The organism is Citrobacter sp. S55_ASV_140 (assembly GCF_018919505.1).
Taxonomy (GTDB): domain Bacteria; phylum Pseudomonadota; class Gammaproteobacteria; order Enterobacterales; family Enterobacteriaceae; genus Citrobacter; species Citrobacter werkmanii.
In genome coordinates, this window is record NZ_JAHLQZ010000105.1 from 1 (window position 1) to 13,834 (window position 13,834).

Annotated in this window: 12 protein-coding genes and 1 pseudogene; 9 read left to right on the forward strand and 4 right to left on the reverse strand. The window is 54.5% G+C overall.

All coding sequences use genetic code 11. The features are described from left to right. The 4 genes from fhuA to fhuB form a co-directional block, all read left to right on the forward strand. Positions 1-1,877 (forward strand): ferrichrome porin FhuA (gene fhuA, locus KQJ18_RS15315; RefSeq protein ID WP_216422235.1); only part of this gene is annotated, 1,877 nt, incomplete at its 5' end. 47 nt (positions 1,878-1,924) lie between these two features. Beyond that, entirely contained in the window at positions 1,925-2,722 is a 798-nt protein-coding gene (gene fhuC / locus KQJ18_RS15320; RefSeq protein WP_038637358.1) for a Fe3+-hydroxamate ABC transporter ATP-binding protein FhuC, read from the forward strand. Next, positions 2,722-3,612 (forward strand): Fe(3+)-hydroxamate ABC transporter substrate-binding protein FhuD, encoded by an 891-nt coding sequence (fhuD, locus tag KQJ18_RS15325; protein ID WP_087857682.1) that lies wholly within the window; start codon positions 2,722-2,724, stop codon positions 3,610-3,612. The genes fhuC and fhuD overlap by 1 nt, the downstream gene beginning before the upstream one ends. Further along, positions 3,609-5,591, forward strand: a complete 1,983-nt coding sequence (gene fhuB / locus KQJ18_RS15330; RefSeq protein WP_216422236.1) for a Fe(3+)-hydroxamate ABC transporter permease FhuB — start codon at positions 3,609-3,611, stop codon at positions 5,589-5,591. The genes fhuD and fhuB overlap by 4 nt, the downstream gene beginning before the upstream one ends. A gap of 114 nt (positions 5,592-5,705) precedes the next feature. Here fhuB and hemL read toward each other — a convergent pair whose 3' ends face one another. Beyond that, a complete protein-coding gene (gene hemL, locus KQJ18_RS15335) occupies positions 5,706-6,986 on the reverse strand; it encodes a glutamate-1-semialdehyde 2,1-aminomutase (protein WP_069324027.1) in 1,281 nt (426 codons plus the stop codon). A 168-nt stretch (positions 6,987-7,154) separates the two neighbouring features. Between hemL and clcA the strand changes: the two genes are divergently transcribed. The 3 genes and pseudogenes from clcA (at position 7,155) to erpA (ending at position 9,002) form a co-directional block, all read left to right on the forward strand. Continuing rightward, positions 7,155-8,576, forward strand: coding sequence for a H(+)/Cl(-) exchange transporter ClcA (gene clcA / locus KQJ18_RS15340; protein ID WP_038637374.1), 1,422 nt, complete (start codon positions 7,155-7,157; stop codon positions 8,574-8,576). Between the two features lie 23 nt (positions 8,577-8,599). Next, a pseudogene (yadW, locus tag KQJ18_RS15345) lies at positions 8,600-8,665 on the forward strand (small protein YadW). Beyond that, complete coding sequence (gene erpA, locus KQJ18_RS15350) at positions 8,658-9,002, forward strand: iron-sulfur cluster insertion protein ErpA (RefSeq protein ID WP_006686771.1); 345 nt, start codon at positions 8,658-8,660, stop codon at positions 9,000-9,002. Before yadW ends, erpA begins: the two are co-directional and overlap by 8 nt. A 119-nt stretch (positions 9,003-9,121) precedes the next feature. Here the strand turns inward: erpA and KQJ18_RS15355 are convergent, their stop codons facing one another. From KQJ18_RS15355 to mtnN, 3 genes are read right to left on the reverse strand one after another with little or no spacing between them, the layout of a single operon-like run. Beyond that, positions 9,122-9,745 (reverse strand): TRIC cation channel family protein, encoded by a 624-nt coding sequence (locus KQJ18_RS15355; protein WP_038637378.1) that lies wholly within the window; start codon positions 9,743-9,745, stop codon positions 9,122-9,124. Positions 9,746-9,782: 37 nt separating this feature from the next. Beyond that, a complete protein-coding gene (btuF, locus tag KQJ18_RS15360; RefSeq protein ID WP_137351394.1) occupies positions 9,783-10,583 on the reverse strand; it encodes a vitamin B12 ABC transporter substrate-binding protein BtuF in 801 nt (266 codons plus the stop codon). Beyond that, positions 10,576-11,274: a 5'-methylthioadenosine/S-adenosylhomocysteine nucleosidase gene (gene mtnN, locus KQJ18_RS15365; protein WP_038637386.1), complete on the reverse strand. Its 699-nt coding sequence runs from the start codon at positions 11,272-11,274 to the stop codon at positions 10,576-10,578. Before mtnN ends, btuF begins: the two co-directional genes overlap by 8 nt. Positions 11,275-11,357: 83 nt before the next feature. Between mtnN and dgt the strand changes: the two genes are divergently transcribed. Together dgt and KQJ18_RS15375 are read left to right on the forward strand one after the other, a co-directional pair. Next, positions 11,358-12,875, forward strand: a complete 1,518-nt coding sequence (gene dgt, locus KQJ18_RS15370; protein ID WP_069324023.1) for a dGTPase — start codon at positions 11,358-11,360, stop codon at positions 12,873-12,875. Positions 12,876-13,004: 129 nt separating this feature from the next. After that, positions 13,005-13,834 (forward strand): trypsin-like peptidase domain-containing protein (locus tag KQJ18_RS15375; RefSeq protein ID WP_216422237.1); only part of this gene is annotated, 830 nt, incomplete at its 3' end.

Here is a 13,834-nt window from a genome sequence, read left to right on the forward strand (position 1 = left end):
TTCGCGGATTCGCGGCAGACGGCCAAAGTCAGAACAACTATCTGAATGGCCTGAAGATGCAGGGTAACTTCTACAACGATGCGGTAATCGATCCTTATATGCTGGAGCGCGCTGAAGTGATGCGCGGTCCGGTTTCCGTTCTTTACGGAAAGAGCAACCCAGGCGGGTTGTTGAACATGGTCAGTAAGCGCCCCACGACAGAACCGCTGAAAGAAGTTCAGTTCAAAATGGGCACTGACAGCCTGTTCCAGACCGGGTTTGATTTCAGCGACGCGCTGGATGACGATGGCGTGTACTCATACCGCCTGACCGGCCTGGCGCGTTCCGCTAATGCGCAGCAGCAGGGCGCAGAAGAGCAACGCTACGCTATCGCGCCATCGTTCTCATGGCGTCCGGATGATAAGACAAACTTTACCTTCCTTTCCTACTTCCAGAACGAGCCTGAAACCGGTTATTACGGTTGGTTGCCGAAAGAGGGTACCGTATCTAAGCTGCCAAACGGTTCACGTCTGCCCACTGATTTCAACGAAGGCGCAAACAACAATACCTACTCTCGTAATGAGAAGATGGTGGGCTACAGCTTCGACCACGAATTTAACGACACCTTTACCGTGCGTCAGAATCTGCGTTATGCGCAAAACAAAGTTTCGCAGAACAGCGTGTATGGCTACGGCATGTGCTCAGATCCGCTCTATACAAAAGATCCGGCTAACAGCCCTTGTGCCAGCGTTCCTCAGTCAGATTGGGATCATACATTGACTCGTCAGTACGTTGACGATAATGAGAAATTGCAGAACTTTGCTGTTGATACGCAGGTGCAGAGCAAGTTTGCTACCGGTTCCCTGGATCACACATTGCTGACCGGCGTTGACTATATGCGTATGCGTAACGACATCAACTCCTGGTTTGGTTGGGCTGGTTCTGTAGCGCCGTCAGATATCTATAACCTTGACCGCAGCGACTTTGATTTTGGCGCGCATCCAGGACCAGGTGCTCCGTATCGTGTTCTGAATAAACAGGAACAAACTGGTCTGTACGCTCAGGATCAGATGCAGTGGGATAAGGTGCTGGTTACTCTGGGTGGTCGTTACGACTGGGCTAAACAGGATTCTCTGAACCGCGTTTCTGGCGTGCAGGACTCCCGTGATGACAGACAGTTCACTTGGCGTGGCGGTGTTAACTATCTGTTTGACAATGGTGTAACTCCGTATTTCAGCTATAGCGAATCCTTTGAACCGGCTTCCCAGACCGGGGCTAGCGGCAATATCTTTGCGCCATCCAAAGGTAAGCAGTACGAAGCTGGCGTGAAATACGTGCCGAGCGATCGTCCGATCGTGTTGACCGGTGCGGTATACCAGCTCACCAAAACCAATAATTTGATGGCCGACCCGAATGGATCGCTTTTCTCGGTTGAAGGCGGTGAAATTCGTTCACGTGGTGTGGAAATTGAAGCGAAAGCGGCGCTGTCTGCCAGCGTTAACGTTGTCGGTTCTTATACCTACACCGATGCGGAATACACCACTGACACCAACTACAAAGGCAATACGCCTGCTCAGGTGCCAAAGCATATGGCATCCTTGTGGGGTGATTACACCATCTATGACGGCGCGCTCTCTGGCCTGACGCTGGGAACCGGCGCTCGTTTAACCGGTTCAAGCTACGGCGATCCGGCAAACTCCTTCAAAGTGGGAAGCTACACGGTGGTGGATGCGTTAGTGCGATACGATCTGGCGCGCGTCGGCATGGCGGGCTCCAACGTGGCGCTGCATGTGAACAACCTGCTTGATCGTGAATATGTCGCCAGTTGCTTCAACACCTATGGCTGCTTCTGGGGCGCAGAACGTCAGGTCGTTGCAACCGCAACCTTCCGTTTCTAATTTCTCTTTGGGCACGCTTTGCGTGCCCGTTTTACAAGTTGGCTGCTATGCAGGAAAACAGATCCCATCCCGATACCACTTTTGCGTTGCGTAATGTCTCCTTTCGTGTGCCTGGGCGCACGCTTTTGCATCCTCTCTCGTTAACGTTTCCCGTAGGAAAAGTGACCGGTCTTATCGGCCACAACGGTTCCGGAAAATCGACGTTATTGAAAATGCTGGGACGTCATCAGCCGCCGTCAGAAGGCGAGATCCTGCTCGACGAACAGCCGCTAGAGAACTGGAGCAGTAAAGCGTTTGCCCGCAAGGTCGCCTATTTGCCGCAGCAGTTGCCGCAGGCAGAAGGGATGACCGTACGCGAGCTGGTGGCAATTGGCCGCTATCCGTGGCACGGCGCGCTGGGACGTTTTGGCGTGGCCGACAGAGAGAAAGTAGAAGAAGCCATTTCGTTGGTGGGCTTAAAACCCCTGGCGCATCGTCTGGTCGATAGCCTGTCCGGCGGCGAGCGTCAGCGTGCGTGGATCGCCATGCTGGTGGCGCAGGACAGCCGCTGCCTGCTGCTTGACGAACCGACCTCTGCGCTGGATATCGCTCATCAGGTCGACGTACTGGCGCTGGTGCATCGCTTAAGTCAGGAGCGCGGCTTGACGGTGGTTGCCGTACTGCACGATATCAATATGGCGGCCCGCTACTGCGATTATTTAGTTGCGCTGCGCGGCGGCGAAATGATTGCTCAGGGAACGCCTGCGGAACTGATGCGCAGCGAAACGCTGGAACAGATTTACGGTATCCCGATGGGCATTTTGCCGCATCCGGCTGGTGCCGCACCCGTGAGTTTTGTCTATTAATGATCGGATTACCTCATATTACCCGTCGGCGGCTGCTGACGGCGATGGCGCTGTCGCCGCTGCTGTGGCGGATGAATACGGCTAACGCGGCGGCGATTGATCCGCAACGTATTGTGGCGCTGGAATGGCTGCCGGTAGAGCTATTGCTGGCGTTGGGTATTACGCCGTATGGCATTGCCGATATCCCTAACTACAAGCTGTGGGTTAATGAGCCTCCGCTGCCGGAGTCGGTGATTGACGTCGGTCTACGTACGGAACCCAATCTCGAACTACTGACCGAAATGAAACCCTCGTTTTTGGTATGGTCGGCTGGTTATGGCCCCGCCCCCGAAAAACTGGCGCGGATTGCGCCTGGTCGGGGATTTAACTTCAGCGATGGCAAAAAGCCGCTGGCGGTTGCGCGTCAGTCGCTGCAGGAAATGGCGCAATTGCTGAATTTGCCAGCTTCTGCTGAACGTCATCTGACTGAATACGATCGTTTTATCGCCAGCCTGAAACCGCGCTTTATCCAACGAGGCGCGCGCCCCGTGCTCCTGACGTCCCTGCTTGATTCGCGGCATATGCTGGTGTTTGGCCCGAACAGCCTGTTCCAGGAGGTGCTGGACGAATATGGGATCCCCAACGCCTGGCAGGGAGAAACCAACTTCTGGGGCAGCACAGCCGTGAGTATTGACCGGCTTGCAGCCTATAAGGACGTTGATGTGCTGTGCTTTGATCACGGCAACAACAGAGAAATGGATGCGCTGATGTCTACGCCGTTATGGCAGGCGATGCCATTTGTCCGTAGCGGACGTTTTCAGCGCGTGCCTGCCGTCTGGTTTTATGGTGCAACGCTGTCCGCGATGCATTTTGCCCGCATCCTGGATAATGCACTGGGAGGCAAAGCGTGAGTAAACGAATTGCGCTGTTCCCAACGCTTCTTCTGGCGGTTCTGTTCGTCGCTGCCTGCTGGCTCACCTGGGTTAACTTCTCTGTGGCGCTACCGCGCAGCCAGTGGCAACAGGCCATCTGGTCACCGGATATCGATGCCATTGAGCAGATGGTTTTCCACTACAGCCTGCTGCCGAGGCTGGCGATTTCGCTATTAGTTGGCGCCGGGCTGGGGTTGGTCGGCGTGTTGTTCCAGCAGGTGCTGCGTAACCCGCTGGCGGAGCCAACCACGCTGGGGGTCGCAACCGGGGCGCAGTTAGGTATTACGGTCACGACGCTGTGGGTGATTCCGGGGGCGCTGACCGCGCAATTTGCGGCGCTGGCAGGGGCCTGTATCGTTGGCGCGCTGGTGTTTGGCGTTGCCTGGGGCAAACGTCTTTCCCCTGTGACGCTAATCCTTGCCGGTCTGGTGGTCAGCCTGTACTGCGGGGCGATTAACCAGTTACTGGTACTTTTCCATCACGATCAGCTGCAAAGCATGTTTTTGTGGAGCAGTGGCTCGCTGACGCAAACCGACTGGAGCGGCGTTCAGCGTTTGTGGCCGCAACTGCTGGGCGGCGTGATGTTGACGCTGCTGTTATTACGCCCAATGACGCTGATGGGACTGGATGACGGCGTGGCGCGCAACCTTGGGCTGGCGCTATCGCTGGCGCGTCTGGCGGCACTGACGCTGGCGATTGTCATCAGCGCCTTGCTGGTTAACGCTGTCGGAATTATCGGTTTTATCGGCCTGTTTGCCCCGCTGCTGGCAAAAATGCTCGGCGCCCGGCGCTTACTGGCGCGTCTGATGTTGGCCCCGCTGATCGGCGCGCTGATCCTCTGGCTCTCCGATCAAATCATTCTGTGGCTAACCCGCATCTGGATGGAAGTCTCCACCGGTTCGGTGACGGCGCTGGTTGGCGCGCCGCTGCTGCTGTGGCTGCTGCCGCGCCTTAAGAGCATGAGCGCACCGGATATGAATGCCAGCAACCGTATCGCCGCTGAGCGTCAAAATGTCCTGATGTTTGCGCTGGTGGGCGGCGCCATTTTACTGCTGACGGTCGTCGTGGCACTGTCGTTCGGACGTGATGCGCACGGCTGGACATGGGCCAGCGGATCGATGCTGGATGAACTGATGCCCTGGCGCTGGCCGCGTATTCTGGCGGCGCTGATTGCCGGGGTGATGCTGGCGGTGGCGGGTTGCATTATTCAGCGTCTGACCGGAAATCCAATGGCCAGCCCGGAAGTCCTCGGTATTAGTTCCGGCGCGGCATTTGGCGTGGTGTTAATGCTGTTTCTGGTGCCCGGCAATGCCTTTGGCTGGCTGCTCCCCGCCGGGAGCCTCGGAGCGGCGGTCACTCTGCTTATCATCATGGTTGCCGCCGGGCGCGGCGGTTTTTCGCCGCACCGCATGCTGCTGGCAGGGATGGCGCTCAGCACGGCGTTTACAATGCTACTAATGATGCTGCAGGCCAGCGGCGATCCGCGCATGGCGGGCGTGTTGACCTGGATCTCCGGTTCAACCTATAACGCGACTGGCGAGCAGGTATTGCATACCGGGATAGTGATGGCTTTCTTGCTGGCGGTGACGCCGCTGTGTCGTCGTTGGTTGACGATTTTACCTCTTGGCGGCGATACGGCGCGGGCGGTCGGTCTGGCGTTGACGCCGTCACGCGTGGGATTACTGCTGTTGGCGGCGGGATTAACGGCGACAGCAACCATGACGATTGGGCCGTTGAGCTTTGTCGGACTGATGGCGCCGCATATTGCTCGCATGATGGGTTTTCGCCGGGCGATGCCGCATATGCTGATTTCGGCGCTGGCGGGAGGCGTGCTGTTGGTCTTTGCCGACTGGAGCGGCAGAATGGTGCTGTTTCCGTATCAGATCCCGGCGGGATTACTGTCGACGTTTATCGGCGCGCCGTACTTTATCTATCTGCTGAGAAAGCAGAGCCGCTGAGGCTGATTCTTTTCATGTAGGCCGGATAAGACGCTTTGCGTCGCCATCCGGCAATAAAAAAGCCGGGTGGCGGCTTCGCCTTACCCGGCCTACTTTGTTTCTGTACGTTCTCTTTTACAGTTTCGCAAACACCCGACGCGCGGCATCGATGGTGTTATTGATATCTTCTTCGCTGTGCGCCACAGACATAAAGCCCGCTTCGAAGGCAGACGGTGCCAGGTAAATCCCTTCATCCAGCATCATGTGGAAGAACTGCTTAAAGCGTTCAACGTCGCATGCCATCACATCCTGATAGCAGGTCACGGTTTCTGCATCGGTGAAGAAAATCCCGAACATCCCGCCCACATGGTTAACCACCAGAGGAATGTTCGCTTCTTCGGCGGCTTCCAGCAGACCTTCCGCCAGATGCGTTGTCAGTTCATTCAGCGTTTCATGAATACCCGGTTGGGCCACTTCGTTCAGACAAGCAAAACCCGCCGCCATTGCAATCGGGTTACCGGACAGCGTACCCGCCTGGTAAACCGGACCGGTCGGCGCAAGGGCATCCATCACATCACGACGGCCACCGAATGCGCCAACGGGCATCCCGCCGCCGATGATTTTACCCAGGCAGGTCAGGTCCGGAACGACGCCGTAATAATCCTGCGCACCGGCCAGCGCCACGCGGAAACCGGTCATCACTTCATCGATGATCAACAGCGCGCCAAACTCATCGCACAATGCACGCAGGCCTGGCAGGAATTCTGGCAGTGGCGGAATGCAGTTCATGTTGCCGGCGACCGGCTCAACGATGATACAGGCGATCTCCTGCGGATATTGCTCAAACGCCGCACGTACCGAAGCGAGATCGTTGTAGGTGCAGGTCAGGGTGTGTTTCGCGAAATCAGCTGGAACGCCAGGGGAGTTCGGCTGGCCCAGCGTTAACGCGCCGGAACCGGCTTTGACCAGCAGGCAGTCAGCATGGCCGTGGTAGCAGCCTTCAAATTTGATGATCTTATCGCGACCGGTAAAACCGCGCGCCAGACGGATGGCGCTCATCGTCGCTTCCGTACCGGAGTTCACCATGCGCACCATGTCCATGGTCGGTACGAGTTCAGTGACCAGCTCCGCCATTTTCACCTCCATCTCGGTTGGCGCGCCGAAGCTTAAACCGCGCTCTGCCGCTTCAATCACTGCGTTACGGATTGCCGGATGGTTATGGCCCAGCACCATCGGTCCCCAGGAACCGACGTAGTCGACATAGGCTTTACCATCGACATCATACAGATACGCGCCGTCCGCTTTTTCGATAAACAGCGGAGTACCACCCACGCCAGTAAAGGCGCGAACGGGGGAGTTAACGCCGCCGGGGATAAGTTCGCGTGCTGCGCTGTAGAGATTTTCAGACTTACTCATGGATGGGGTCCTGGTTCGTAGAAAAAGTAAATGCCCGCTATTCTAGTTATTCAGAGAAGGTTATGAAAGTTTTACGCAATTGAAACAATGCGATTTGCAGGGGATTTTCGTGAAATGTGCGAGTAGAATGCCGATTCCGTATTTGTATTACCAATTAATGATCATCTGATGAAGACTGACACTCCCTCTTTTGAAGCACAACAAATTGTGCGTTTACGCCGCAGGGATCAAATCCGTCGACTCCTGGAACGAGATAAAACGCCGTTGGCGATCCTCTTAATGGCCGCGGTAGTGGGTACCGTGACGGGACTGGTGGGCGTGGCGTTTGAAAAAGCGGTGACCTGGGTGCAGAATCAGCGCATCGGCGCGCTGGCTCAGGTTGCGGACCATGCCATTTTGCTGTGGCCGCTGGCGTTTATCCTCTCCGCATTGCTGGCGATGGTCGGCTATTTTCTGGTGCGTAAATTTGCGCCGGAAGCGGGCGGTTCGGGGATCCCAGAGATTGAAGGCGCTTTGGAGGAATTGCGACCTGTGCGCTGGTGGCGCGTTCTGCCGGTGAAATTTATCGGCGGTATGGGTACGCTGGGCGCTGGGATGGTGCTCGGGCGAGAAGGGCCGACCGTGCAGATTGGCGGCAACATTGGGCGTATGGTGCTGGATATTTTTCGTATGCGCAGCGCCGAAGCGCGGCATACTCTGCTGGCTACCGGTGCCGCTGCGGGCCTGTCGGCGGCGTTCAATGCCCCTCTGGCGGGGATCCTGTTCATTATTGAAGAGATGCGTCCGCAGTTTCGCTATAACCTCGTGTCGATCAAAGCCGTGTTTACCGGCGTCATCATGTCGAGCATTGTGTTTCGCGTTTTCAATGGTGAAGCTCCGATTATTGAAGTTGGCAAGCTCTCCAATGCGCCGGTGAATACGCTGTGGCTGTATCTGGTGCTGGGGATTGTTTTTGGCTGCGTCGGACCGTTGTTTAATACCATGGTGTTGCGTACCCAGGATATGTTCCAGCGTTTCCACGGTGGTGAGATTAAAAAATGGGTGCTCATGGGCGGCGCGATTGGCGGCTTGTGCGGGATCCTCGGATTAATTAAACCTGAAGCAGCGGGTGGTGGGTTTAACCTGATCCCGATTGCTGCGGCGGGCAATTTTAGCGTCGGTCTGCTGCTGTTTATTTTTATTGCCCGGGTGATTACCACGCTGCTGTGCTTCTCGTCCGGCGCGCCTGGCGGGATTTTTGCCCCGATGCTGGCGTTGGGTACGCTGCTTGGTACCGCGTTCGGTATGGCCGCAGCGGCCTCTTTTCCGCAGTATCATCTGGAGGCCGGAACTTTTGCCATTGCCGGAATGGGGGCTTTGTTGGCGGCTTCGGTAAGGGCGCCGCTCACCGGTATTGTGCTGGTGCTGGAGATGACCGATAACTATCAGCTCATTTTGCCAATGATTATTACCTGTCTTGGCGCAACACTATTAGCCCAATTTATGGGCGGAAAGCCGCTATACTCGACTATCCTTGCCCGCACGCTGGCAAAACAGGAAGCGGAGCAGGCGGCAAAAAGTCAGGGGACTACCGCTGGCGAGAATACTTGAACGAAATACCAGGGTATTAGATAATGGCTTTAACCATTGGGTTATAATTTGCCCAATTGCCAATGTCGTTTGGAGCAAAATATGAGTGATGACGTAGCGCTGCCACTGCAATTTACTGAAGCAGCAGCCAATAAAGTAAAAAGCCTGATCGCTGATGAAGATAACCCGAATCTGAAATTACGCGTGTATATCACCGGCGGTGGTTGCAGCGGTTTCCAGTATGGTTTCACCTTTGATGATCAGGTGAACGATGGTGATATGACCATTGAGAAACAAGGTGTTGGTCTGGTGGTTGATCCGATGAGCCTGCAATATCTGGTGGGCGGTTCGGTTGACTATACCGAAGGTCTGGAAGGTTCCCGCTTCGTTGTGACTAACCCGAATGCTAAAAGCACCTGCGGGTGTGGTTCTTCTTTCAGCATCTGATTGCTGTCTGTAATACTGATGGTCTGATGTTGTAGGCCCGGTAAGCGCAGCGCCACCGGGCAATGTGCCGGATGGCGGCGTAAACGCCTTATCCGGCCTACATGTTCTGTATCGTCATATCAACGCCCGTTATCATCCAGCGCAAACGTCGGCAATTTCAAATGCCAGCGAATGGCGGCCAGTCGAATCAGCAGGGTGACAATCATCCCCATCATACTGGCGTTTTCCAGTGAAACATCAAAGGTATAAAACGCGGTCGCATGTACGATCCCGCCGATAATACAGGCTGTAGCGTAGATTTCGGTGCGCAAAATCATCGGCACTTCACGGGCTAATACGTCACGAATGATCCCACCGCCAACGCCGGTAATCACGCCCATACAAATCGCTACCAGAGGCCCTGTTCCGGCAATAAAAGCTTTGTTGACGCCAATGCCCACGAATACCGCCAGGCCAACGGCATCCAGCACCGGCAGGATCCACTTCGGCAACCGTCGGGGCTGACGCACCAGCAGGATCGTCAGCATGCTGGTGATCATCGCCACCACCAGATCGGTAGGATCCTTAACCCAAAAAACCGGTCCGTTATCCAGCGCCATATCGCGGATCGTCCCGCCACCGACGGCTGTTACCACGCCTAAGACCAGAACGCCGAAGGGATCCATACGCAGTTTTCCGGCAAGCAATACGCCAGAGATAGCAAATACCGCGGTACCGACAATATCCAGCCAATAGACGAGCATGTTTAAATCCTCACAACAAACCTGGTGGGGGCAGGCGCTAATTTACCTGTGAAAGCGCATTGCAGAGTTGTTTTGCGGCGAGGATAATACGCGGGCTCGCACGTTCGAACCAATCACTATTAAGGGTAATAACCGGGATTTTAAGCTGATTTCCCCAAAATTGCTCAATTTTCAGCGTTTCGCCCGAACCACCGGTGGCAACGATAGCCTGCGGCGCTCTTGCCAGGACCTGTTCACGGCTAACCTGCGGCCATGGAACCCGACTGCCGGCAAAAATGTTTTCTCCGCCGCATACCTCAAGAACCTCATGCTGAATGGAGCCTTTTCCACTGGTAAACAGAGGATTCGCCCCAAACTGCAGAAACACGCGTTTTTTCGGTTTGTTGGCATACTGAGATTTTAGTAAAGCGTATTCATCAAGCAATGTTTTTGCCGCCTGTTTGGCCTGCTCTGGCCTGGGGCTCCATGGCGCCAATTGGCGTAGCGCATCGGCGACCTGCTCAATGGTAACGGCATCCACCCAAATGACTTTAATGCCCAGCGCGGTTAGCTGATTAACCTGCCGCTCAGCATTTCCTCCGCGCCAGGCGACGACCAAATCCGGTTTCAGCGCCACAATGCGTTCCAGATTCATGCCTTGCCAGGTTGAGACCTCTTCAATTTTTTGGGCCTCGGGCGGGTAATTGGAGTAGCTGCTGACGCCAACGGGCGTAATGCCTGCGGCAAAGGCGAGTTCAGTATTGGCAGGAGAAAGCGTAACAACACGCGGTGCGGCGTAAAGGAACGCCGGAAGAGTGAAAAGCAGGGCGACCAGCGCCCTGGAGAGTAATTTAGCCATGCGCCAGTTTCTGTACCAGCGTTTCAACCATCAGGCTTGACTGCTTCGCGGCGACCACCAGGAACTCGTCAAAGCTGAGATGGGACTGCTGATCGGCGACGTCGGAGATGGCGCGAACCACGACGAACGGCACGTTAAAATTGTGGCAAACATGCGCAATCGCGGTTGCTTCCATCTCAACGGCAATCGCCTGCGGGAAGTTATGCTTAATTTTAGCCAGGCCGACAGAGCCATTAATGAAGGCATCTCCGCTGACGATAAGCCCACGGACGGCATTCAGATTCAGTTCAGCAATGCAGGCTTCTGCTGCAGCAATCAGCGCAGGATCGGCTTTGAAACCCGCCGGGCAACCCGGTAGCTGACCAAATTCATAGCCAAATGCCGTGACGTCGGCATCGTGATAGCGCGCTTCATCAGAAACCACGATATCGCCGACTTTCAGCGTAGAGGCCAGGCCGCCCGCTGAACCGGTATTAATGATGGCGTCCGGCTTGCAGCGTTCAAGCAGCAACGTAGCGCCCAGTGCCGCAGCGACTTTACCGATGCCTGATTTCAGTAGCGCAACCTCAGTACCATTCAGTTGGCCGGTGTAAATTTCACAACCGCCGAGAGCGATGGTCTGACGGTTTTCGATTTTGTCACGCAGTAGCGTAACTTCTTCTTCCATTGCACCAATGATGCCGATTTTCATAGATTTACTCGCGATAAGCCAGATTTGAGGGCATAGTCTATCATGCGCTTACGGGGTAGCGCATTTCTCAGGCGGGAGAGGACATGGCACAGATCGATTTCCGAAAAAAAATAAACTGGCATCGTCGTTACCGTTCGCCGCAGGGCGTGAAGACTGAGCACGAGATCCTGCGTATTTTCGAAAGCGATCGTGGACGCATTATCAATTCTCCGGCAATTCGCCGACTGCAACAAAAGACCCAGGTCTTTCCGTTGGAACGTAATGCGGCGGTACGCACGCGTTTGACGCACTCAATGGAAGTTCAGCAGGTTGGTCGCTATATCGCGAAAGAGATCCTCAGCCGACTCAAAGAGCAAAAGTTGCTGGAGCAGTATGGTCTGGATGAACTGACGGGACCGTTTGAGAGTATTGTTGAAATGTCCTGCCTGATGCATGACATTGGCAATCCGCCGTTTGGTCACTTTGGTGAAGCGGCGATTAATGACTGGTTCCGCCAGCGACTGTACCCCGCAGATGCGGAAAGTCAGCCACTCAGCGATGACCGTTGCCTGGTGGCGGCATTACGTTTGCGCGAGGGCGAAGAGTCGCTGAATGATATTCGCCGTAAAGTGCGACAGGACCTGTGCCATTTTGAGGGTAATGCGCAAGGGATTCGTCTGGTACATACCCTGATGCGTATGAATCTTACCTGGGCGCAGGTTGGCGGTATTTTGAAATATACCCGCCCGGCGTGGTGGCGCGGCAATGCGCCCGCAACACACAACTATTTAATGAAGAAACCGGGCTATTATCTTTCCGAAGAATCGTATATTGAGAGATTACGTAAAGAATTATCATTAGCGCCTTACAGTCGCTTTCCATTAACCTGGATTATGGAAGCTGCTGATGATATCTCTTATTGCGTGGCCGATCTGGAAGATGCCGTTGAGAAAAGAATCTTTAGCGTCGAACAACTTTATCAGCATCTGTATGCGGCGTGGGGACACCACGAAAAAGGTTCCCTGTTCAGTCTGGTGGTAGAGAACGCCTGGGAGAAATCACGTTCAAATACATTAAGCCGGAGTACCGAAGATCAGTTCTTTATGTATTTACGCGTTAATACATTGAATAAACTGGTGCCGTACGCTGCCCAGCGATTTATCGATAACTTGCCGCAGATTTTCGAGGGATGTTTTAATCACGCGCTGTTAGAAGATGCCAGTAGCTTCAGCCAGTTGCTGGGCGTCTATAAAAATGTGGCGATAAAACATGTCTTTAGCCACCCAGACGTAGAGCAACTGGAGTTACAGGGCTATCGGGTGATAAGCGGGCTGCTGGAAATCTATCAACCGTTATTAAAAATGACTCAGTCAGATTTTACGGAACTGGTCGAAAATGAAAGAGTAAAACGTTTTCCTATCGAGTCCCGGTTATTTCAGAAGTTGTCTACTCGCCATCGCCTTGCTTATGTTGAGGCGGTCAGTAAAATATCGGCTAGTTGCGCTGAGTTTCCTGTTCTGGAATATTATTATCGCTGCCGTTTGATTCAGGATTATATCAGCGGGATGACAGATTTATATGCCTGGGATGAATATCGTCGGTTGATGGCAGTAGAACAATAAATAATCATTTGTAAAGATCGACAATAAAATTTTACTTTTTCCTTAAACTTAAATCTGGAACTTAGCGCTATAAAACGACTCTGACGTATACAGCAATTTTGCGTTACCTGTTAATCGAGAACGAAACACATGAAAAAAACCACATTAGCAATGAGTGCACTGGCTCTGAGTTTAGGTTTGGCGTTGTCCCCCTTGTCTGCAACAGCGGCTGAAACGGCGTCTTCAGCAACGACCGCCCAACAGATGCCAAGCCTGGCCCCGATGCTTGAAAAAGTGATGCCATCGGTGGTGAGTATTAACGTCGAGGGGAGCACGACGGTGAATACGCCGCGCATGCCGCGTAATTTCCAGCAGTTCTTCGGTGATAATTCCCCGTTCTGCCAGGACGGTTCTCCGTTCCAGAGTTCCCCGTTCTGCCAGGGCGGCGCACCGGGCGCTGACAACGGCGGCGGCCAGCAGCAAAAATTTATGGCGCTGGGCTCCGGCGTAATTATTGATGCTGCGAAAGGGTATGTTGTGACCAACAACCACGTGGTGGATAACGCCACGGTAATTAAGGTTCAACTAAGCGATGGCCGTAAGTTTGACGCGAAGATCGTGGGTAAAGATCCGCGCTCCGATATCGCGTTGATCCAGATTCAGGATCCGAAAAACCTGACGGCAATTAAGCTGGCGGATTCCGACGCGCTGCGCGTGGGTGATTACACCGTGGCAATTGGCAACCCGTTTGGCCTCGGTGAGACCGTGACCTCCGGTATCGTTTCTGCGCTGGGTCGTAGCGGCCTGAATGCGGAAAACTACGAGAACTTTATCCAGACGGATGCTGCGATCAACCGGGGCAACTCCGGTGGCGCACTGGTCAACCTGAACGGTGAGCTGATCGGGATTAACACCGCGATCCTCGCGCCGGACGGCGGTAATATCGGGATCGGTTTTGCAATCCCAAGCAACATGGTGAA

What these genes read in the sequence shown, in the direction of transcription:
- fhuC (WP_038637358.1), top strand. Translation starts at nt 1,925, where the DNA reads ATGCAGGAAAACAGATCCCATCCCGATACCACTTTTGCGTTGCGTAAT.
- fhuD (WP_087857682.1), top strand. Translation starts at nt 2,722, where the DNA reads ATGATCGGATTACCTCATATTACCCGTCGGCGGCTGCTGACGGCGATG.
- hemL (WP_069324027.1), bottom strand. Translation starts at nt 6,986, where the DNA reads ATGAGTAAGTCTGAAAATCTCTACAGCGCAGCACGCGAACTTATCCCC.
- clcA (WP_038637374.1), top strand. Translation starts at nt 7,155, where the DNA reads ATGAAGACTGACACTCCCTCTTTTGAAGCACAACAAATTGTGCGTTTA.
- erpA (WP_006686771.1), top strand. Translation starts at nt 8,658, where the DNA reads ATGAGTGATGACGTAGCGCTGCCACTGCAATTTACTGAAGCAGCAGCC.
- KQJ18_RS15355 (WP_038637378.1), bottom strand. Translation starts at nt 9,745, where the DNA reads ATGCTCGTCTATTGGCTGGATATTGTCGGTACCGCGGTATTTGCTATC.
- btuF (WP_137351394.1), bottom strand. Translation starts at nt 10,583, where the DNA reads ATGGCTAAATTACTCTCCAGGGCGCTGGTCGCCCTGCTTTTCACTCTT.
- mtnN (WP_038637386.1), bottom strand. Translation starts at nt 11,274, where the DNA reads ATGAAAATCGGCATCATTGGTGCAATGGAAGAAGAAGTTACGCTACTG.
- dgt (WP_069324023.1), top strand. Translation starts at nt 11,358, where the DNA reads ATGGCACAGATCGATTTCCGAAAAAAAATAAACTGGCATCGTCGTTAC.